This is a genomic window from Lactobacillus sp. N54.MGS-719 (genome assembly GCF_000980505.1).
In the GTDB taxonomy this organism is placed as follows: domain Bacteria; phylum Bacillota; class Bacilli; order Lactobacillales; family Lactobacillaceae; genus Lactobacillus; species Lactobacillus amylovorus.
Map to the genome: position 1 here is coordinate 23,807 of NZ_LARO01000010.1, position 20,371 is coordinate 44,177.

33 protein-coding genes are annotated in these 20,371 nt (G+C 40.1%); 1 reads left to right on the plus strand and 32 read right to left on the minus strand.

Annotated features, from left to right (window positions below):
• Window position 1: 1 nt before the first annotated feature.
• The 30 genes from rpsK to rpsL all read right to left on the minus strand — a co-directional run bounded on the left by rpsK (window position 2) and on the right by rpsL (window position 15,520).
• Window positions 2-391, minus strand: a complete 390-nt coding sequence (rpsK, locus tag WS44_RS03170) for a 30S ribosomal protein S11 (RefSeq protein ID WP_003625817.1) — start codon at window positions 389-391, stop codon at window positions 2-4.
• Window positions 392-415: 24 nt separating this feature from the next.
• Window positions 416-766 carry a 30S ribosomal protein S13 gene (gene rpsM, locus WS44_RS03175; RefSeq protein WP_013437144.1) on the minus strand — a complete coding sequence of 117 codons (351 nt, stop codon included), beginning with the start codon at window positions 764-766 and terminating at the stop codon, window positions 416-418.
• Window positions 767-790: 24 nt separating this feature from the next.
• Window positions 791-907 carry a 50S ribosomal protein L36 gene (gene rpmJ / locus WS44_RS03180; RefSeq protein WP_002878160.1) on the minus strand — a complete coding sequence of 39 codons (117 nt, stop codon included), beginning with the start codon at window positions 905-907 and terminating at the stop codon, window positions 791-793.
• A gap of 16 nt (window positions 908-923) precedes the next feature.
• A complete protein-coding gene (infA, locus tag WS44_RS03185; protein WP_002878178.1) occupies window positions 924-1,145 on the minus strand; it encodes a translation initiation factor IF-1 in 222 nt (73 codons plus the stop codon).
• A gap of 74 nt (window positions 1,146-1,219) precedes the next feature.
• A complete protein-coding gene (locus tag WS44_RS03190) occupies window positions 1,220-1,876 on the minus strand; it encodes an adenylate kinase (RefSeq protein WP_013641476.1) in 657 nt (218 codons plus the stop codon).
• Between the two features lie 11 nt (window positions 1,877-1,887).
• Entirely contained in the window at window positions 1,888-3,183 is a 1,296-nt protein-coding gene (gene secY / locus WS44_RS03195) for a preprotein translocase subunit SecY (RefSeq protein ID WP_013437142.1), read from the minus strand.
• Entirely contained in the window at window positions 3,183-3,623 is a 441-nt protein-coding gene (gene rplO / locus WS44_RS03200) for a 50S ribosomal protein L15 (protein ID WP_013437141.1), read from the minus strand. Before rplO ends, secY begins: the two co-directional genes overlap by 1 nt.
• 24 nt (window positions 3,624-3,647) lie before the next feature.
• Window positions 3,648-3,833, minus strand: coding sequence for a 50S ribosomal protein L30 (gene rpmD / locus WS44_RS03205; RefSeq protein ID WP_003549042.1), 186 nt, complete (start codon window positions 3,831-3,833; stop codon window positions 3,648-3,650).
• 16 nt (window positions 3,834-3,849) lie between these two features.
• Entirely contained in the window at window positions 3,850-4,356 is a 507-nt protein-coding gene (rpsE, locus tag WS44_RS03210; RefSeq protein ID WP_013437140.1) for a 30S ribosomal protein S5, read from the minus strand.
• Window positions 4,357-4,372: 16 nt separating this feature from the next.
• On the minus strand, window positions 4,373-4,732 hold the full coding sequence (rplR, locus tag WS44_RS03215) for a 50S ribosomal protein L18 (protein ID WP_013437139.1): 360 nt from the start codon (window positions 4,730-4,732) through the stop codon (window positions 4,373-4,375).
• A 26-nt stretch (window positions 4,733-4,758) separates the two neighbouring features.
• Entirely contained in the window at window positions 4,759-5,289 is a 531-nt protein-coding gene (rplF, locus tag WS44_RS03220; RefSeq protein ID WP_013437138.1) for a 50S ribosomal protein L6, read from the minus strand.
• 24 nt (window positions 5,290-5,313) lie between these two features.
• Window positions 5,314-5,712 carry a 30S ribosomal protein S8 gene (gene rpsH, locus WS44_RS03225; RefSeq protein WP_013437137.1) on the minus strand — a complete coding sequence of 133 codons (399 nt, stop codon included), beginning with the start codon at window positions 5,710-5,712 and terminating at the stop codon, window positions 5,314-5,316.
• A 24-nt stretch (window positions 5,713-5,736) separates the two neighbouring features.
• Complete coding sequence (locus tag WS44_RS03230) at window positions 5,737-5,922, minus strand: type Z 30S ribosomal protein S14 (RefSeq protein ID WP_003549037.1); 186 nt, start codon at window positions 5,920-5,922, stop codon at window positions 5,737-5,739.
• Between the two features lie 12 nt (window positions 5,923-5,934).
• Window positions 5,935-6,477, minus strand: a complete 543-nt coding sequence (gene rplE / locus WS44_RS03235) for a 50S ribosomal protein L5 (RefSeq protein WP_013437136.1) — start codon at window positions 6,475-6,477, stop codon at window positions 5,935-5,937.
• 14 nt (window positions 6,478-6,491) lie between these two features.
• Window positions 6,492-6,725 carry a 50S ribosomal protein L24 gene (gene rplX, locus WS44_RS03240; protein ID WP_013437135.1) on the minus strand — a complete coding sequence of 78 codons (234 nt, stop codon included), beginning with the start codon at window positions 6,723-6,725 and terminating at the stop codon, window positions 6,492-6,494.
• A gap of 19 nt (window positions 6,726-6,744) precedes the next feature.
• A complete protein-coding gene (gene rplN / locus WS44_RS03245; RefSeq protein ID WP_007126804.1) occupies window positions 6,745-7,113 on the minus strand; it encodes a 50S ribosomal protein L14 in 369 nt (122 codons plus the stop codon).
• A gap of 31 nt (window positions 7,114-7,144) precedes the next feature.
• Window positions 7,145-7,411, minus strand: a complete 267-nt coding sequence (rpsQ, locus tag WS44_RS03250; RefSeq protein ID WP_013437134.1) for a 30S ribosomal protein S17 — start codon at window positions 7,409-7,411, stop codon at window positions 7,145-7,147.
• Between the two features lie 18 nt (window positions 7,412-7,429).
• Window positions 7,430-7,627 (minus strand): 50S ribosomal protein L29, encoded by a 198-nt coding sequence (gene rpmC, locus WS44_RS03255; RefSeq protein WP_003549032.1) that lies wholly within the window; start codon window positions 7,625-7,627, stop codon window positions 7,430-7,432.
• A complete protein-coding gene (gene rplP / locus WS44_RS03260) occupies window positions 7,617-8,057 on the minus strand; it encodes a 50S ribosomal protein L16 (RefSeq protein WP_003625792.1) in 441 nt (146 codons plus the stop codon). Before rplP ends, rpmC begins: the two co-directional genes overlap by 11 nt.
• Window positions 8,057-8,731: a 30S ribosomal protein S3 gene (gene rpsC / locus WS44_RS03265; RefSeq protein WP_013437133.1), complete on the minus strand. Its 675-nt coding sequence runs from the start codon at window positions 8,729-8,731 to the stop codon at window positions 8,057-8,059. Before rpsC ends, rplP begins: the two co-directional genes overlap by 1 nt.
• A gap of 13 nt (window positions 8,732-8,744) precedes the next feature.
• Window positions 8,745-9,098, minus strand: a complete 354-nt coding sequence (gene rplV / locus WS44_RS03270) for a 50S ribosomal protein L22 (RefSeq protein WP_003625788.1) — start codon at window positions 9,096-9,098, stop codon at window positions 8,745-8,747.
• A gap of 19 nt (window positions 9,099-9,117) precedes the next feature.
• Complete coding sequence (gene rpsS / locus WS44_RS03275; RefSeq protein ID WP_013437132.1) at window positions 9,118-9,402, minus strand: 30S ribosomal protein S19; 285 nt, start codon at window positions 9,400-9,402, stop codon at window positions 9,118-9,120.
• An 18-nt stretch (window positions 9,403-9,420) separates the two neighbouring features.
• On the minus strand, window positions 9,421-10,257 hold the full coding sequence (rplB, locus tag WS44_RS03280; RefSeq protein WP_046433067.1) for a 50S ribosomal protein L2: 837 nt from the start codon (window positions 10,255-10,257) through the stop codon (window positions 9,421-9,423).
• 15 nt (window positions 10,258-10,272) lie between these two features.
• Window positions 10,273-10,578: a 50S ribosomal protein L23 gene (gene rplW / locus WS44_RS03285; RefSeq protein WP_013437130.1), complete on the minus strand. Its 306-nt coding sequence runs from the start codon at window positions 10,576-10,578 to the stop codon at window positions 10,273-10,275.
• Window positions 10,578-11,195, minus strand: a complete 618-nt coding sequence (gene rplD / locus WS44_RS03290) for a 50S ribosomal protein L4 (RefSeq protein ID WP_013437129.1) — start codon at window positions 11,193-11,195, stop codon at window positions 10,578-10,580. The genes rplW and rplD overlap by 1 nt, the downstream gene beginning before the upstream one ends.
• Window positions 11,196-11,209: 14 nt before the next feature.
• On the minus strand, window positions 11,210-11,848 hold the full coding sequence (rplC, locus tag WS44_RS03295; protein WP_046433070.1) for a 50S ribosomal protein L3: 639 nt from the start codon (window positions 11,846-11,848) through the stop codon (window positions 11,210-11,212).
• A 26-nt stretch (window positions 11,849-11,874) separates the two neighbouring features.
• Window positions 11,875-12,183: a 30S ribosomal protein S10 gene (gene rpsJ / locus WS44_RS03300; protein ID WP_013641475.1), complete on the minus strand. Its 309-nt coding sequence runs from the start codon at window positions 12,181-12,183 to the stop codon at window positions 11,875-11,877.
• Window positions 12,184-12,499: 316 nt separating this feature from the next.
• Window positions 12,500-14,593 (minus strand): elongation factor G, encoded by a 2,094-nt coding sequence (gene fusA, locus WS44_RS03305; protein ID WP_013437128.1) that lies wholly within the window; start codon window positions 14,591-14,593, stop codon window positions 12,500-12,502.
• 33 nt (window positions 14,594-14,626) lie between these two features.
• Window positions 14,627-15,097 carry a 30S ribosomal protein S7 gene (gene rpsG, locus WS44_RS03310; protein WP_003549021.1) on the minus strand — a complete coding sequence of 157 codons (471 nt, stop codon included), beginning with the start codon at window positions 15,095-15,097 and terminating at the stop codon, window positions 14,627-14,629.
• Between the two features lie 15 nt (window positions 15,098-15,112).
• On the minus strand, window positions 15,113-15,520 hold the full coding sequence (gene rpsL, locus WS44_RS03315; RefSeq protein WP_013437127.1) for a 30S ribosomal protein S12: 408 nt from the start codon (window positions 15,518-15,520) through the stop codon (window positions 15,113-15,115).
• 184 nt (window positions 15,521-15,704) lie between these two features.
• On the opposite strand from rpsL, the gene WS44_RS03320 reads away from it, so the two are divergent.
• A complete protein-coding gene (locus WS44_RS03320) occupies window positions 15,705-16,388 on the plus strand; it encodes an A24 family peptidase (protein ID WP_013437126.1) in 684 nt (227 codons plus the stop codon).
• 54 nt (window positions 16,389-16,442) lie between these two features.
• On the opposite strand, the gene rpoC is transcribed toward WS44_RS03320, so the two are convergent.
• Window positions 16,443-20,096, minus strand: coding sequence for a DNA-directed RNA polymerase subunit beta' (rpoC, locus tag WS44_RS03325; protein ID WP_013437125.1), 3,654 nt, complete (start codon window positions 20,094-20,096; stop codon window positions 16,443-16,445).
• Window positions 20,097-20,111: 15 nt separating this feature from the next.
• A partial coding sequence (locus tag WS44_RS03330) for a hypothetical protein (protein ID WP_046433074.1) occupies window positions 20,112-20,371 on the minus strand: 260 nt, incomplete at its 5' end.

The window sequence follows — 20,371 nt, forward strand, 5'->3', positions numbered from 1 at the left end:
ATTAAACACGACGACGTTTTGGTGGTCTGGAACCATTGTGGGGAACTGGCGTAACGTCACGAATTGCAGTAATTTCAAGACCAGTTGCTTGAAGTGATCTAATAGCAGATTCACGACCAGCACCAGGACCTTTAACTGAAACTTCTACATGTTTCATACCTTGGTCCATTGCACTCTTAGCTGCTGCTTCAGCTGCCATTTGAGCTGCAAATGGAGTAGACTTACGACTACCCTTAAAGCCCAATGCACCAGCTGAAGACCAAGCAACTGCATTACCTTGAACGTCAGTAATCATGACTAAAGTATTATTAAACGTTGAGTGAATGTGTGCAACACCGCTTTCAACATGCTTCTTCACACGACGCTTACGTGCTGTTTTCTTTGCAGGCATCAATAAACCTCCTTATAAATAAAATTAACGGTTTCTCTTAGTACCCTTACGAGTACGAGCATTGTTCTTGGTATTTTGGCCACGAACTGGAAGTCCACGGCGGTGACGAATACCACGATAAGAACCAATATCAACTAAGCGCTTAATGTTCATGCTTACTTCACGACGCAAGTCACCTTCAACACGGTACTTGTCAACTTCAGCACGAAGCTTTTCTTGATCTTCTGGAGTTAAATCCTTTGAACGAACGTCTTCAGATACACCAGCATCAGCACAAATCTTCTTAGCAGTTGTGTCACCAATACCGTAAATGTAAGTTAAGGCAACAACAATTCGCTTATCTCTTGGTAAGTCAACACCAGCAATACGAGCCATAAACTACACCTCCTCTTTTTTCTATTAACCTTGACGTTGCTTGTGCTTTGGATTTGCTGGGCAAATTACCATAACACGGCCATGTCTTTTAATAACTTTACAATGTTCACACATTGGTTTAACAGATGGTCTAACCTTCATGTTTCCCTCCGTTATATTATTTTATAAATCGATACGTAATTCTACCTTTAGTTAAATCATATGGAGACAATTCAACAGTCACACGGTCTCCTGGCAAAATACGAATGTAGTGCATTCTAATTTTACCGGAAACGTGTGCTAAAATAGTAGCTCCATTTTCCAATTCAACTTTAAACATAGCATTAGGTAAGGTATCAACTACCTTACCTTCTACTTCAATGACATCATCTTTTGCCAAAGTTGTTCCTCCGCAATTAATACAGTCATACTTTGAAATTATAACACGGATAAAAAATTATACAAATTTTTCTTTTATTGATTATTACTCAATACCGCATCAATGTCTTCAAAGACTTTTTCTGGAGTTTGTTCACCATTAATTACAGTAAGCAAACCTTTCTTTTGATAAAAGTCTTTCAAAGGAGCATTCATCTTTTCGTTAACTTCAAGACGATTCTTAACTACTTCTGGCTTATCGTCTTCACGTTGGTAGAATTCGTGTCCACCACAACGATCACAAGTACCTTCAACTTTAGGTTGCTTAGAAATCTTGTTGTAAGTAGCGCCACAATTCTTACACATGTATCTTGCTGATAAACGCTTGATCAAAGTATCTTCGTCAACTTCAAGCGCGATGACATTTGTTAAAGGCTTGTTCAAACGTTTAGTAATGCCTTCAAGAAGTTCTGCTTGTACAGTAGTTCTTGGAAAACCGTCTAAGATGAAACCTTCTTTAATATCAGGTTGACCTAAACGTTCTTCAACTAATCTAGCAGTAACTTCATCTGGTACCAAATTACCTTTGTCGATGTAGCTTTTAGCTTCAAGACCAACCTTGGTCTTGTTAGCCATTGCTTCCCTAAACATATCTCCAGTTGAGATATGAGTTAAGTGATATTTGTCAACGATTCTCTCTGATGCTGTACCCTTACCAGCACCTGGTAAGCCTAAAAGAATTAAGTTAATCATTTTTTCCGTTCCTATCTGATGAATCCAACATATTCTCTCTTCATTAACAAACCGTTAATTTGACGAGATAACTCAAGAACAACCCCAATTACAATTAAAAGACTTGTTCCTCCTAAACCAATGGAACTTGGGAGATTCCAGAAGTTTGTGGCCAATTGAGGCAATAGAGCAACTAAACCTAAAAATACTGAACCTACAGTTGATAATTTAATCAACATCTTTGAAATATAATTCTGGGTATCTTTTCCTGGCCAAACACTAGGAATGTAAGCACCTTGCTTTTGTAAGTTTTCTGCCAGCTTCTCAGGGTTAACCTGTACGAAAGCGTAGAAGAATGTAAATAAGATAATCAATAAGGTGTAGATGATAACCCCAGGAGTAGTTTGTAAACTAAAGATCTGGTTCATTACTTTAAACCATTGTTGATCGCCTTGGGTTCTTTGAAAGGCCATTAAAATTGTTGCCGGTGTAATGATAAATGAACTGGCGAAAATAACTGGAATAACTCCAGATACATTAACTTTTAATGGTAGAAAACTTTCAGAACCACTAATCGTCGCTCTTCTTGTGTATTGAATAGGAATGCGACGATCAGCTTGTTCAACCCATGTAACTAATTGAGTAACTACAAGGATTGCAACTATAACCGCGATGAAGAACAAAATGCCTTTCCAACGATCACTGGAACTATTGTTAATAATTGATTCTTTGTAGATTTGCCATAAACCACTTGGTAATCTTGCAATGATACCAGCAAAAATAATTACTGATACACCATTACCAAGACCTTTATCGGTGATTTCATCACCCAACCATGTCAATAACATGGTACCAGCGGTCATGATAATAGCAATTTCTACATAAGTTTGAGGGGTTTGGTTTTTAACCAATCCCATTTGAGTCAAGGCATTGAAACCTAACGTAATACCAATACTTTGAACAAAAGCAACAACTAATGCTAAATATCTTGTTACTTGATTAGTTTTACGACGACCTACTTCACCTTGTTTTCCCCATTCTACCAATGTCGGTACAATATCCATCTGTAACAGCTGGATTACAATTTGTGCCGTGATGTACGGGGAAACACCCAAAGAAAATATTGAATAGTTATCTAGCCCACCACCAGATACAGTATCTAGCATTGGAACTAATCCAGTTTGAGCAACCTGTGTGATCGCCTTTGCATTAACACCTGGAACAGTGATATTAGCACCGATCCGGTAGATTAATAGAATAAAGAGAGTGAAATAAATTTTATTTCTAATTTCTTTATCCTTAAAGGCGTTCTTCAAGGTCGAAAACATTAGATCACCTCAACAGTTCCGCCAGCGGCTTCAACTGCTTTCTTAGCAGCTGCGGAAACTTTATTAACCTTTACAGTTAACTTAACTTTTAATTCTCCGTTACCAAGTAACTTAACGCCTGATAATTCTTTCTTTACCAAGCCGTTTTCCTTAAGAGTTTCAACAGTTACTTCACTGCCATCTTTGAACTTATTTAAGTCATCTAAATTTACGATTGCGTATTCTTTACGGTTGATGTTCTTAAAACCACGCTTTGGCATAGTTCTGAACAATGGCATTTGACCACCTTCAAAACCTAAACGTGTGTGACCGCCTTGACGAGCCAATTGACCCTTTTGACCACGGCCAGAAGTCTTACCGTAACCACTTGAAGTACCACGACCGACACGTTTTCTATCACGACGTGAGCCTTCAGCAGAATGTAATTCATGAAGCTTCATTAAATTGGGCACCTCCTTGATATCCTATTTATTAATCTCTTCAACAGAGATTAAGTGAGCAATTTTCAATAATGCACCACGAGTAGCAGCGTTGTCTGGAAGAACAACAGTACTATCTACTCTACCCAAGCCAAGAGCTTTAACAATCTTTCTTTGTTCAGGTAGACGGTGAGCAGCACTTCTAATTAAAGTAATCTTTAAATCAGTCATCTATGATCTCCCTAATCTAAGCTCTTTCAGGTTGACGAAGTTTTTCTACTTCTTCACTAGTTCTAAGCTTCTTCAAACCATCGATAGTTGCACGAACAACGTTGATTGGAGTATTAGAACCAAGTGATTTTGAAGTTACGTCTGAGATACCAGCCATATCCATAACGATACGTACAGCACCACCAGCAGCAACACCAGAACCAGCTTCGGCAGGCTTCAATAAAATGTTACCTGAACCGTAGTGACCAATAACTTCATGAGGAATAGTAGTACCAACTTTAGGTACATTGATCATTTTCTTCTTACCGTCTTCTACAGCCTTACGGATTGCTTCTGGGACTTCTTGAGCTTTACCAGTACCAAAACCTACACGGCCTTTCTTGTCGCCAACAACAACAAGAGCAGCAAATCTCATGCGACGGCCACCTTTAACAACCTTAGTAATACGGTTGACAGCGACTAATTGATCTTCGATATCGTCTTTGTTTCTACGATTGTTACGAGAATCATTGCGGTTTGCCATGTGTTAATCTCCTTTCCTAGAATTCTAATCCGTTTTCACGAGCAGCATCAGCTAATGCTTGAACACGGCCGTGGTATAAGTAACCACTTCTATCAAATACAACGGCAGAAATGTTCTTTGCCTTAGCAGCTTCAGCAATTGCCTTACCTACAGCAGCAGCTTGTTCTACCTTAGTTGCATCTTCTGATACGTTTTCATCCAAAGTTGAGGCGCTTGCAAGCGTAACACCCGCTACGTCATCAATTAATTGAGCGTAGATGTTTTTATTTGAACGAAAAATGCTTAAGCGTGGGCGCTCAGCAGTACCAGAAATCTTACTACGAATACGTTTACGACGCTTTAAGCGTAACTTGTTTTTATCTGGTTTAGAAATCACAATTTCACCTCAAAATAAACTACTTATTACTTACCTGTCTTACCTTCCTTACGACGTACGTATTCGTCAACGTAACGAATACCTTTACCCTTGTAAGGTTCTGGTGGACGTACGGCGCGGATTTCAGCTGCAAATTGACCAACATCTTGCTTTGATACACCTTCAACTTCTACATCAGTTGCTGAAGTTGCCTTTACAGATACACCTTCTGGTGCAGTCAATACAACTGGGTGTGAGTAACCAACATTCAAAGTAATCTTGTTGCCTTGTGCTTGTGCACGGTAACCAACACCGATTAACTTCAAAGTCTTCTTGTAACCATCAACTACACCTTCGATCATTGAAGCTAAGTTAGCTCTTTCAGTACCGTGAAGTGCTTTATCGCTTTCACTTGAACGTGAGAAGTTGATCTTACCATCTTTTTGTTCAAAAGTGATCTTTGGATCGAAGTATCTAGTTAATTCACCTTTAGGACCCTTAACAGTAATGTTGTCGCCTTCTTTGGTAACAGTAACACTGTCAGGGACTTCAATAGTCTTTAAACCGATTCGGCTCATTGATTGTTCTCCTTTCTGTCAGTATTACCAAATGTAGGCAATTACTTCGCCGCCAACGTTCTTTTGTCTTGCTTCCTTGTCGGTAATAACACCAGCAGAAGTAGAAACGATGGCAATGCCCAAACCATTAAGAACTTTAGGTAAGTCTTCAGCGCTTACGTAGTTTCTAAGACCTGGCTTAGAAATACGCTTCAAACCTGAAATGACACGTTCTCCATTTGGACCGTATTTCAAGAATACCTTGATAACGCCTTGCTTGTTGTCATCTGCAACTTCGTAATCACGGATGAAACCTTCGCGCTTCAAAATTTCTGAAATAGACTTTTTAATGTTTGATGCAGGAATTTCAACTGAATCGTGCTTTGCCATGTTGGCATTTCTGATTCTAGTCAAGTAATCTGCGATTGGATCTGTCATGACCATTTAAGCTATCCTCCTAACCGTATCCTACCAACTAGCCTTTTTAAGACCAGGGATTTGACCCTTGTGTGCTAATTCCTTTAAGCAAATACGGCATAAACCGAATTTACGGTATACGGAGTGTGGACGACCACATCTCTCGCAACGTGTATATTCACGTGAAGAGAACTTAGCAGGACGACGATTTCTGATTTTTTGTGATGTTTTAGCCATTAATGTCCTCCACTATCTTGCAAACGGCATACCAAATTGAGTCAAAAGTTCACGAGCTTCTTCGTCAGTGTTGGCAGTAGTTACGATAACAATGTCTAAACCTCTAGTGCGGTTAACTTTATCAAAATCGATTTCTGGGAAAATCAATTGTTCCTTGATACCCAAAGTGTAGTTACCACGACCATCAAATGAACGAGTTGATACACCACGGAAGTCACGAACACGTGGAAGAGAAACATTGATCAACTTGTATAAGAAGTCGTACATTCTATCGCCTCTAAGAGTAGCCTTAGCACCGATAGACATACCTTCACGTAAACGGAAGTTAGCGATTGACTTCTTAGCCTTAGTGATTAATGGCTTTTGGCCTGAAATCAAAGTTAATTCTTCAACTGCTTCGTCCAAGTTCTTGGCGTTTGAAACAGCGTCACCAACACCCATGTTTAAAACGATCTTGTCAATCTTAGGAATTTGCATTGATGAAGTGTAGTTGAACTTTTCTTCCAATGCAGGAGCTACTTTTTCTTTGTATTCTTCAGCTAAATAACTTGCCATTTGTGTCCTCCCTTCTACTTATCTTCTTTTTTACTAATTACTTTAACGTTTGATGCGTGAATTGAACCTTCTGATTCAACTACACCACCATTAGCGTTAACTTGTGAAGGCTTTTGGTGCTTCTTAATCTTGTTAACGCCCTTAACAACTACGCGGTTCTTCTTAACGTTAACAGAAAGAACAGTACCTTCTTTACCTTTATCTTTTCCGGCAATAACTTTTACCTTGTCACCAGTTTTAACGAACATCAGTGCACCTCACTATCAATTATAAGACTTCAGGAGCAAGAGAGACGATCTTCATAAAGTCGTGCTCACGTAACTCACGTGCAACTGGCCCAAAGATACGAGTACCACGTGGGCTCTTATCTGCGTTAATAATTACGCCAGCATTTTCGTCGAATTTGATGTATGAACCATCTTCACGACGTGCACCTGATTTGGTTCTAACAATAACTGCTTTTACAACGTCGCCTTTTTTGACAACGCCACCTGGTGTTGCTTGCTTAACAGTACATACTACGATGTCACCGATGTTACCAGTCTTACGCTTTGAACCACCTAAGACTCTAATAACTAAAAGTTCTCTGGCACCAGAGTTATCAGCAACCTTTAAACGGGATTCGTTTTGAATCACTGTGTAATCCTCCCCTCACTAAATCCGCAAATTAAACAGATTTCTTAACAATCTTTACTAAACGGAAGCGCTTCTTACGAGATAATGGACGGGTTTCCATGATACGTACAGTATCGCCAACTTTAGCTTCGTTATTTTCGTCTTGTGCGTAGTACTTCTTTGAATATTTGATACGCTTGTTGTAAACAGGGTGGTTCTTGTAAGTGTCAACAACGACTACGATAGTCTTGTCCATCTTATCAGAAACTACACGACCTTGGTATACGTGACGATAATTTCTTTCGTTTGTTTCGCTCAAGTTAATAGCTCCCTTCCATTAATTGTTTTCTAACGCTTTTTCGCTCAGAATAGTCTTAATTCTGGCGATATTCTTGCGGACTTTGCTCAAGCGAGCGGTATTTTCTAATTGACCCGTTGCTTGTTGGAAACGCAAATTAAAGAGCTCTTCTTTATATTGCTTTTCTTTTTCTAACATTTCATCAGTGGTTAATGCTCTGATATCTTTAGCCTTCATTAGATTCGCCACCTACTTCCGAACTTCTAGTTACAAACTTAGTCTTAATTGGTAACTTAGTTGAAGCAAGACGTAAAGCTTCACGAGCAGTTGCTTCATCAACACCACCAATTTCAAACATAATCTTTTCTCTCTTAACTACAGCTACCCAACCTGCTGGTGCACCTTTACCAGAACCCATACGTACACCAACACCTTTAGCAGTGTATGACTTTTGAGGGAAAATTCTAATCCAAACTTTACCGCCACGCTTCATGTAACGTGTCATAGCAACACGGGCAGCTTCGATTTGACGGTTAGTAATCCAATGTGATTCGAGGGCTTCAAGACCATATTCACCAAAGGCAATATACTTACCACCTTTAGCAGCACCACGCATCTTACCACGGAATTCACGACGGTGTTTTACTCGTTTTGGTACTAAAGGCATTATCTATTTCCTCCCTTCGCTGGCTTTGAAGCTGGCTTATTCTTACGAGTTGGTAAGACTTCACCACGGTTGATCCAAACTTGGACACCAATTTCACCGTAAGTAGTGAATGCATTTACCCAAGCGTAATCAATATCAGCTCTCAAAGTTTGTAATGGAACACGACCTTCTGTGTGCCATTCTCTTCTTGCCATGTCGGCACCGTTCAAACGACCTGAAGTTTGAACCTTAATACCCTTGGCACCAGCACGCATAGCTCTTTGAGTAGCTTGACGCATAGCACGTCTGAAAGCAATACGAGCTTCAAGTTGACGAGCGATACCATCAGCTACTAATTCAGCATCAAGATCTGGTTTCTTAATTTCAACAATATTAATGTGAACTTGCTTACCAGTTAAAGCATTTAATTGTTTTCTTAAAGCTTCAACTTCAGAACCACCTTTACCAATTACCATACCTGGCTTAGCAGTATGAATTGAGATGTTGATTCTGTTAGCTGCACGTTCAATTTCAACAGTAGATACTGAAGCATCCTTCAATTTTTCTGAGATAAATTTTCTGATTCGAAGGTCTTCGTTTAAAGTTTCTTTGTATCCCTTGTCAGCATACCATTTTGATTCCCAATCGCGGATAACACCGAGACGAAAACCGTTTGGGTTAATCTTTTGACCCATTAATATACCTCCCTTAATCGTTCTTTTCTGAAACTACTACAACTACGTGACTGGTTCTCTTGTTAATTGGAGAAGCCATACCCTTAGCACGTGGACGGAATCTCTTCAAGGTTGCACCTTCGTTTACGTAAGCTTCTGATACGTAAAGGTTAGCACTTTCAAGATCGTAGTTGTGTTCTGCGTTAGCAATAGCTGAACGTAAAACTTTTTCAACGATTGGGGAAGCAGCTCTAGGCGTAAATTCTAAGATTGCTAATGCTTCAGCAACGCTCTTGCCACGAATTAAGTCAACGACTAAACGAGCTTTTCTTGGAGCGATGCGAACAGTTCTTGCTTCAGCCTTAGCTGAACTAATTTGTTCTGCCATTTAGATGTTTCTCCTTCCTCTAAGCTTGTGTTGTGGCTTTATCATCAGTGGATCTGTGTCCGTGGAAAGTTCTTGTTGGAACAAATTCACCTAACTTATGACCAACCATGTCTTCAGTAACATATACTGGAACATGTTTTCTACCATCGTAAACAGCTATAGTCAAACCTACAAAGGAAGGGAAAATAGTTGAACGACGTGACCAAGTCTTAATAACTTGTTTCTTATCTGCATCTGCTTGTGCATCAACCTTCTTTAATAAAGATGCATCAGCAAAAGGACCTTTTTTAATACTACGGCTCATTAATTAACCCTCCTTCTATTATTTGCTACCCTTACGGTGACGAATGATTAACTTCTCGCTAGCCTTCTTGATATCTCTAGTCTTGATACCACGAGCCTTCTTACCCCATGGAGTCATAGGTTGTGGACGACCAACAGGAGCCTTACCTTCACCACCACCATGTGGGTGATCGTTAGGGTTCATTACAGAACCACGTGATTGAGGACGCTTGCCTAACCAACGCTTACGACCAGCTTTACCTAATTGGATTAGGAAGTGTTGTTCGTTACCAACCACACCGATAGTAGCACGGCATGATGATAAAATCTTACGAACTTCGCCACTTTGTAATCTAATCAAAGTGTAGTCTCCATCAACACCTAAAACTTGAGCTGAAGCACCAGCACTTCTTACAAGTTGACCACCCTTGCCTGGCTTCAATTCAATGTTGTGAATTGCAGTACCAGTAGGAATGTTCTTCAATGCTAATGCGTTACCTGGCTTAATATCAACTTCGTCGCCTGATTCAACGATGTCGCCAACCTTTAAGCCCTTAGGTGCCAAAATGTAAGCCTTGATACCATCAGTGTAGTGAAGCAAAGCGATGTTAGCAGTTCTGTTTGGATCGTATTCGATTGCCTTTACAACTGCCTTTGCATTGTCTTTGTTACGCTTAAAGTCGATGATACGGTATTTTTGTTTGTGACCACCACCACGGTGTCTTACAGTGATATGACCATATGAGTTACGACCTGCAGTGTGTGATTGTGATTCAAGTAAAGTCTTTTCAGGCTTTGTCTTGGTAATCTCAGCAAAGTCGGAAGAAGTCATATGACGACGACCATTCGTGGTTGGCTTGTAAATCTTAATAGCCAATTGACTGACCTCCTATTACTTGTTGTCTTCTTTATCTTCGTCTTGGAAAATCTTAATGCTGTTTGAATCGTCAGTTAAAGCAACAATAGCCTTTCTACGACGAGCAGTCTTACCAGTGTAACGACCTACTCGCTTGTCCTTGCCGCGAACGTTCATAATGTTAACGCTCTTTACTTTAACATCGAAGATTTCTTCAACAGCACTGCGAACTTGTGTCTTGGTTGCAGTTAAAAGCACGTCGAAAGTGTACTTCTTATCATCCATTAAGTTCGTGGACTTTTCAGTAATGACAGGTCTTAAAATGATATCGCGTGCATCCATTAAGCCAAAACCTCCTCGATCTTCTTAACAGCATCTTGAGACAAGATTAACTTGCCGTAGTTAACAGCATCTTCAACATTCAAACCGTTAACTGGAACAGCCTTAACCTTAGCCAAGTTTCTTGCGGAAAGTTGTACATTGTTATCATCAGTAACAATTAAAACCTTACCGTCAGCGTTTAAGCTGTTTAACATTGATACTAATTCCTTAGTCTTAGGAGCTGACATAGTCAACTTGTCTAAAACGATTAAATCATTGTCAATCAACTTTTGGGAAAGAACTGACTTAATAGCCAAACGACGTTGCTTTCTTGGCATAGTGTATGCGTATGAACGTGGAGTTGGGCCAAATACTGTACCACCGCCACGCCATTGTGGAGCTCTGATAGAACCTTGACGAGCACGACCAGTACCCTTTTGTCTCCAAGGCTTCTTACCACCGCCGCGAACAGCAGATCTATTCTTAACCTTTGAGGTACCTTGACGCTTGCCGGCTCTTTGTCTAATAATTGCTTCAAAAACGACGTTATCGTTAGGTTCAATACCAAAAACTTTATCGTTCAAAGTAACTTCACCAGAGTCTTTACCGTTTTGATCCATAACTTTTAAATTAGCCATTCTAGTCCTCCTTCCTATTTATCAGCCTTAACAGCTTTAGAAGCAGTCTTAACAACGATTAATGAGTTCTTAGCACCAGGAACATTACCCTTAATCATTAATACGTTCTTATCTGCAACAACTTTTTCAATTACTAAGTTTTCAATGGTAACTTTCTTTACACCCATGTGACCTGGCAAACGCTTGCCCTTTGGTACACGGTTAATGATGGAACCCATTGAACCAGGAATTCTGTGGTATCTTGAACCGTGGGTTTCTGGTCCTTTTGATTGGCCCCAACGCTTAATGTTACCTTGGTATCCATGACCTCTTGAAGTACCAGTAACGTTTACAACGTCACCTTCCTTGAATGTATCCACAGTAACTTCTGAGCCGACTTCATAGTCCTTAAGCTCAACACCGCGGATTTCCCGAATGAAGCGCTTAGGCGAAGTCTTTGCTTTATCAGCATGACCTTTTTCTGGTTTGTTGCTCAAAACTTCACGCTTGTCTTGGTAACCTAATTGAACTGCTTCGTAACCGTCTGATTCAACAGTCTTAACTTGCATAACAACGTTAGGAGTTGCTTCTACAACAGTTACAGGAACAAGAACACCATCTTTAGTAAAGATTTGAGTCATACCAACTTTTCTTCCTAAGATTCCTTTGGTCATGTTTACACCTCTTTCTATTATTTTAATTACAGTTTAATTTCGATGTCTACGCCGCTTGGAAGATCAAGCTTCATTAATGAATCAACAGTCTTAGGTGTTGGATTCAAAATGTCGATCAAACGCTTGTGAGTGCGCATTTCAAATTGTTCACGTGAGTCCTTGTTCATGTGTGGTGAACGAAGAACAGTGAATAAAGTTCTTTCTGTTGGAAGAGGAACTGGACCTGAAATTTCAGCACCAGTTCTCTTTGCAGTAGCTACGATCTTAGCAGCTGATTCATCGAGAATACCATGTTCGTAAGACTTAAGTCTAATACGAATTGTTTGACTTGCCATTAAATTACCTCCTTAACGTCTTCTTTAAAAGATGACTAGCTCGGCAAAAATTCCCCGCACGCCACTGTGGCAATGCAGCCTGGTGTGCCGCAACCTTTTGCGTCAAAGCTTTACAACAATATTCTAGCTTTAGAGCACAATTGCCCCTCAAGCACAAAGACTATTGTACTTTGTCTCCCCTTAAATATCAAGGGTTAAGGGCATTTTTCTAAAAATTTTTTTCAAAAAAAGAGCTATTGAAAAATCTTCAATAACTCTTTTTTGTATGTAATTGTTTTCAATTAAGCTAAAAGCATTTCGGCTTTTTTAACTGAAATTATTCAGCTTCGCCGCCACGCTTCTTGATGATTTCAGCTTGAATTGACTTAGGAGTTGGTGAGTAGTGATCAAATACCATAGTAAATGTACCACGACCTTGAGTTGATGAACGCAAAGTAGTTGCGTAACCAAACATTTCTGAAAGTGGAACAAATGAGTTAATGATCTTAGCACCGGCTCTGTCTTCCATACCTTCCATGGTACCACGACGAGCAGTGATTGAACCCATAACGTCACCTAAGTATTCTTCTGGAGTAGTTACTTGAACCTTCATAATTGGTTCCAAGATAACCGCGCCGGCCTTTGAAGCAGCGTTCTTCAAAGCAAGTGAAGCAGCAACCTTGAAGGCAGCTTCTGATGAGTCGACTTCGTGGTAACTACCATCGTAAAGCTTAGCCTTAACGTCGATCAATGGGTAACCTGCAAGAACACCATTCTTCATAGCTTCTTGTAAGCCTTGGTCAACTGAAGGAATGAATTCACGAGGAACAACACCACCAACGATGGCATCTTCGAATTCGTAACCCTTACCTTCTTCGTTAGGAGTAAAGTCAATCCAAACGTCACCGTATTGACCTTTACCACCTGATTGACGAACAAACTTACCTTGTGCCTTAGCTTCCTTAGTGAAGGTTTCACGGTAAGCAACTTGTGGTTCACCGATTTTAGCATCAACGTTAAATTCACGTCTCATACGTTCAACCATGATGTCAAGGTGAAGTTCACCCATACCTGAAATCAAAGTTTGACCAGTTTCTGGGTTAGTTTCAGCACGGAAAGTTGGGTCTTCTTCAGTAAGCTTTTGCAAAGCAACGTCCATCTTATCACGGTCAGCCTTTGACTTAGGTTCAACTGATACTTGGATAACTGGATCTGGAACTTTCAAGCTTTCCAAAATAAGTGGGTGATCTGGGTCAGTTAATGAGTCACCAGTAGTGGTGTTCTTCAAACCGATGGCACCAGCGATATCACCTGAGAATACTTCTGGAATTTCAGTTCTTGAGTTGGCGTGCATTTGAAGCAAACGACCTACACGTTCACGACTGTTCTTTGAAGCGTTCAATACGTATGAACCTGATTCAAGAGAACCGGTGTAAACACGGATGAAAGTCAAACGACCTACGAATGGGTCAGTAGCGATCTTGAATGCAAGAGCTGCAAATGGCTTCTTATCGTCAGCCATAAGTTCAACTTCATCACCAGTCTTAGGATCGTGAGCAACGTAAGGCTTAACGTCAAGTGGTGATGGCAAGTAGTCAATAACACCGTCAAGCATCATTTGAACACCCTTGTTCTTGAATGCTGAACCAGCGTAAACTGGGAAGAACTTCAAGTCCAAAGTAGCTTTACGGATAGCTGCCTTTAATTCATCGTTAGAAATTTCTTCACCGCCAAGGAATTTTTCCATGATGCCGTCATCAACATCGGCTACGGCTTCAATTAAGTCGTTACGACGTGCTTCAGCTTCTTCCTTGTATTCGTCAGGAACTGGAACAGTATCCCACTTAGAACCAAGCTTGTCTTCGTCGTAGATGTCGGCAACCATGTTGATTAAGTCGATAACACCTTCAAAAGTGTCAGCTGAACCAATTGGCATTTGAACAGCATGTGCATTAGCGTTTAAACGTTCGTGCAATGACTTAACTGACTTATCGAAGTCAGCACCGATCTTATCCATCTTGTTAACGAAAACAATACGAGGAACACCGTAAGTTTCAGCTTGACGCCATACGTTTTCAGTTTGTGGTTCAACACCAGCTTGGGCATCAAGAACAGTTACGGCACCATCAAGAACACGAAGTGAACGTTCTACTTCGATAGTGAAGTCAACGTGTCCTGGGGTGTCGATGATGTTAATTCTGTGGTCTTTCCATTGTGCAGTAGTAGCTGCAGAAGTAATGGTGATACCACGTTCTTTTTCTTCATCCATCCAGTCCATTTGTGAATCACCTTCGTGAGTTTCACCAATTTTGTGGATCTTACCAGTGTAGTAAAGGATACGTTCAGTAGTAGTAGTCTTACCCGCATCGATGTGGGCCATAATACCAATGTTACGTGTCTTTGCTAATGGAAATTCACGCTTGTTAGCCATAAATTATTCTCTCCTTAAATTAAAACGAACAAATTAGAAGCGGTAATGTGCAAATGCACGGTTAGCTTCAGCCATACGGTGAACATCTTCACGCTTCTTAACTGCTGAGCCAGTGTTGTTTGAAGCATCGATAATTTCGTTAGCTAAACGTTCATCCATAGTGTGTTCGTTACGTAAACGAGCGTATGAAACAAGCCATCTTAAACCTAAAGTAGTTCTTCTTTCAGGACGTACTTCAACTGGGATTTGGTAGTTTGAACCACCGATACGGCGAGCTCTAACTTCCAAAACTGGCATAACGTTGTTCATAGCTTCTTCAAATACATCAAGTGGTTCCTTACCAGTCTTGTCTTGAACAATGTTGAAAGCATCGTAAAGGATTGAAGATGCCTTAGCTCTCTTACCATCAATCATTAAGTGGTTGATTAACTTGGTAACAAGCTTTGAGTTGTAAACTGGATCTGCTAAAACGTCTCTCTTAGTTACGTGACCTTTTCTAGGCATTATTTAACTCCTCCTTTAATCTTTCTTAGCACCGTACTTAGAACGGCTTTGCTTTCTGCCATCAACACCAGCAGTATCGAGGGCACCACGAACGATGTGGTAACGTACACCAGGAAGGTCCTTTACACGACCACCACGGATTAATACAACTGAGTGTTCTTGCAAGTTGTGGCCTTCACCTGGGATGTAGGCAGTAACTTCGATCAAGTTTGAAAGACGAACACGAGCGTACTTACGCAAAGCTGAGTTAGGCTTCTTTGGAGTCATAGTACCAACACGAGTTGCAACACCACGCATTTGTGGAGCTGGGTTGAATACTGATTCCTTCTTCATACTGTTGTAGCTGTAATTCAAAGCAGGTGACTTTGATTTAGTAACCTTTGAATGACGGCCTTTTCTTACCAATTGGTTAATGGTTGGCATTAATTTTTCCTCCTAAAAATTACTATTTTGTTCACACATCCGGGAGTTTCTTTTTTTGACTCACGAATAGACTGTTCAAAACATACAAAGACTATTGTACTCGGTTTTAAACAGAAATCAAACTTTTTCAAAATAAAAAAAGAAAAATCACCTTTTTTGCGTAATAAATAATGAGGTGATTTTTTTGAATTCAATATATTATTTTTTCAATTTTATGATTGGTAGTTGCTTGGCATCCCATGCCCTAGTTATTTATGAGCGCTGGCCCGAGCAAAACACTATCTTTTCTCGTTCTCATTGCAGCAATTGCAAATTTGAGCTTTTGCTTTTAGATGAAATACCAATTTTTTCTTTTTTATTCTTAAAAGGTCGTTGTCGATATTGCCAATCCCCTATTCCTGCAGAATTATTTTTATTTGAAATAATTGGCGGCATTGCTTTCACTACAATTGATTTTAGTAATAAAAATTGCATTTTAACATCAATCTTACTTTTTTCATTACTATTAACTACAATCGCAGATTATAACCAACAAAGTTTTGATTTGCTTTTTCTTGTTCCCGCTGCTGTAATTACTCTCCTATATAATCAATTCGCTAACTACAAGCTAATAGATTGGATTTCTTTTGGCTGCATCACATTTGTTTTAAGTTGGAATATTTTTAAGCAAAAAATGGGATCTGGCGATCTACTCATTTATTTAATAATTGCAAGCTACTTTTCTGTAACTGCAGCTAGCCTTGCTTTACTTGTGGCTTCTTTTCTAGCAATTACCGTTTTTATAATTGAGCAAAACAATAAAAAGCAGAGTTTTCCTTTTTTACCCTATATCTTTATTGGCTTAATCTTCACTCAATTTTTAATATAAAAAAAGCGTTTCTACCAATAAGATAGAAACACTTTTTGTTAGATAAAGCTATTTTTACTTAGCCTTGTCCTTTTCTTTCATTTGTTTTTCGATATCAGCAATTGAGTAAACTGAATCTGGCTTCTTTACATCAGCTTCAGGTTCCATGCTGCGGTATACAGGCATACCAGTACCAGCTGGAATAATCTTACCGATAATAACGTTTTCCTTAAGTCCAAGAAGTGGGTCGTTCTTGCCTCTGATTGAAGCATCAGTAAGCACACGAGTAGTTTCCTGGAACGAAGCAGCTGACAAGAAACTGTTAGTTTCCAAAGCGGCCTTAGTAATACCTAAGATTACGCTTTGTGCAGTTGCTGGAATACCACCAGAAATGATTACTTCCTTGTTGCGGTCTCTAAATTGACCGATATCCATTACTTCACCTGGTAAGATGTCAGTTTCACCTGGGTCAAGTACACGTACCTTTTGAAGCATTTGACGAGTCAATACTTCGACGTGCTTATCAGAAATATCTACACCCTGCATTCTGTAGGCCTTTTGAACTTCAGCTAAGATGTACTTTTCAGTAGTCAAAGTATCAGTTACTTGGATCAATTCCTTAGGGTCAACAGAACCAAGAGTCAACTTATCACCACGGTGAACAGTATCGCCTTCAGCTACGGCAACAGAGGCAGTGTAAGGAACACTGTAACTTCTAGTATCAATCTTGCCCTTAACTGTGATTTCACGAGTATGTTCTGCTGGGTTTTCTTGAATTGAATCAACTACACCATCTACTTCAGAAACGGTTGCACGACCCTTAGGGTTACGTGCTTCGAACAATTCTTGAACACGAGGCAAACCTTGAGTAATATCTTCAGCACCGGCAACACCACCGTTGTGGAAAGTTCTCAAAGTAAGCTGAGTACCTGGTTCACCAATTGATTGTGCGGCAACAGTACCAACTGCTTCACCGACCTCAACTTCTTCACCAGTAGCAAGGTTCATACCGTAACACTTGCGACATACACCGTGAGGAGTATCACAGGTAAGAATTGAACGAATCTTAACGTGAGTTACACCAGCATCACAAATCTTGTGAGCCATAGCTTCGTCCATCATGACATCTTTACCAACGATAGCTTCACCGGTCTTTGGATCCTTAACAGTTTCAGCAGTAAAACGACCAAGTAAACGGTCAAATAATGGTTCGATTAATTCGTCACCTTCCATGATGGCGCTAACTGTAATACCACGATCAGTACCACAATCGTCTTCACGGATAATAACATCCTGAGCAACATCAACCAAACGACGAGTCAAGTAACCTGACTGAGCAGTCTTCAAAGCAGTATCAGTCATACCTTTACGAGCACCGTGAGTGGACATGAACAATTCAAGCACAGACAAACCTTCCTTGAAGTTTGAGGTAACTGGAATTTCGAACAAACCACCGTTTGGAGTAGCCATCAAACCACGCATACCGGCTAACTGAGTAAAGTTAGAAATGTTACCACGGGCACCTGAGTCGGCCATGATTGAAATTGGGTTGCGAGGTGAGTGAATTTGAGCAATTTCGTTTTGGATTTCATCCTTACATGCATTCCAAATACTAATTACTCGATCGTGACGTTCTTGTTCAGTAATTAAACCACGTCTGAATTGCTTAGAAACAATATCAACTTGCTTACGTGCCTTAGCTACCTTTTCATCCTTATCGTGGATTTCAGGAACGTCGTTCATACCAATAGTAATACCTGAAGTAGTTGAACTAGTATAACCTAACTTCTTCAAGTCATCCAAGTATTCTGAAGTTCTTTGAACCTTGTAGTACTTGTAGATAGTAGCAATAGAATCTGATAAGAAGCTACTCTTGAATGGACTAGCAATCAAATAATCGGCAACTTTATCGATTCTGTCCTTAATGTCTTCACCTTCGTCTAAGAAGTACTTAGCATCCAATGGATTGTTCAAATTCTTCTCAGTTGGTTCATTGATGTAGAAGTAGTCATCTGGGAACAATTGGTTGAAGACGATCTTACCATAAGTGGTAATGAAGATACCGTGTTCATGTCCCTTAGGCCATGGCTTCTTAGGCATAGAATCTGCTGACATACCAATAATAGTATGGTAGTGAATGTCACCATTTTCGTAAGCTACAGTTGCTTCTGCTGGTGAACTGAAGATCATGCCTTCACCTTCACGACCACGTTCAGCTTGAGTTAACCAGTAGTTACCCAAAACGATATCCTGTGATGGAGTAACGATTGGCTTACCATCCTTAGGAGCCAAGATGTGGTGAGCTGCAAGCATAAGCAAACGTGATTCAGCAACAGCTTCATCTGAAAGTGGAACGTGGATAGCCATCTGGTCACCATCGAAGTCGGCGTTGTAAGCTTCACAAGCTAATGGGTGAAGTCTGATTGACTTACCTGATACCAAAACTGGTTCAAAGGCTTGGATACTCAAACGGTGAAGAGTAGGGGCACGGTTCAAAAGAACTGGACGTTCCTTAATAACATCTTCAAGTACATCCCAGATATCGTCATCTTCACGATCGATCTTACGCTTAGCATTCTTAATGTTAGAAGCAATACCACGCTTAACCAATTCGTGCATTACAAATGGTTTGAACAATTCCAAAGCCATTGGACGAGGAACACCACATTGATAGAACTTCAATTTTGGTGAAACATCGATAACTGAACGACCTGAGTAGTCTACACGCTTACCAAGCAAGTTTTGACGGAAACGACCTTGCTTACCTTTAAGCATGTGTGAAAGTGACTTAAGTGGACGGTTACCTGGTCCTACAACTGGACGACCACGACGACCGTTGTCAATTAAAGCATCAACAGCTTCTTGAAGCATACGCTTTTCGTTTTGAACGATGATGTTTGGAGCGTTCAAATCAAGCAATCTCTTCAAACGGTTATTACGGTTAATAACACGTCTGTACAAATCGTTCAAATCTGAAGTTGCGAAACGTCCACCTTCAAGTTGAACCATTGGACGAAGATCTGGTGGGATAACTGGAACAGCATCCATAACCATCCATTCAGGCTTGTTGCCTGAGTTCTTGAATGCATCCAAAATATCCAAACGTCTGATTGCACGAGTACGCTTTTGACCAGTTGCAGTTTGAAGTTCTTTCTTCAAATCCTTAACTTCTTTGTCAAGGTCAACCTTCTTAAGCAAATCACGGATAGCTTCAGCACCCATTTTAGCTACAAAGCGATTACCGTATTTTGCCTTTTGTTCACGATATTCAGCTTCAGTTAATAATTGCTTAGGTTCAAGATCAGTATCACCTGGGTCAATTACGATGTATGCAGCAAAGTAAATTACTTCTTCAAGCAATCTTGGAGAAATATCCAATACCAAACCCATTCTTGATGGAATACCTTTGAAGTACCAAATATGAGTTACAGGAGCTGCTAATTCGATGTGACCCATACGTTCTCTTCTTACCTTTGAAGAAGTAACTTCAACGCCACAACGATCACAAACTATGCCGCGGTATCTAACACCCTTGTACTTACCACAAGCACATGACCAATCTTTTGTTGGTCCAAAAATTCTTTCATCAAACAAGCCATCTTTTTCAGGCTTTAAAGTACGGTAGTTGATGGTCTCTGGCTTCTTAACTTCACCATATGACCAGCTTCTGATCTTGTTAGGTGATGCAAGACCAATTTGCATACTTTCAAACTTATTTACGTCGATCAAAAGTTTAACCTCCTACTATTTAGAAACTTTACCGTCAGATTTGTCTGCAGGAGCTGCTGGCTTGTCTGCAGTCTTTTCGTCATCTTTTTTATCTTCTGATTTTTCAGTTTCTTCGGCTAACTTCTTCTTTTCTTGTTCTTCTGCCATGCGTGACAATGTATCGATATTCAAGTGTTCACTTGATTCTCCATCCATATCACGAAGTTCAATTTCCTTGTGGTTCATATCAAGAACACGAATGTCCAAACCTAATGATTGAACTTCCTTAACAAGAA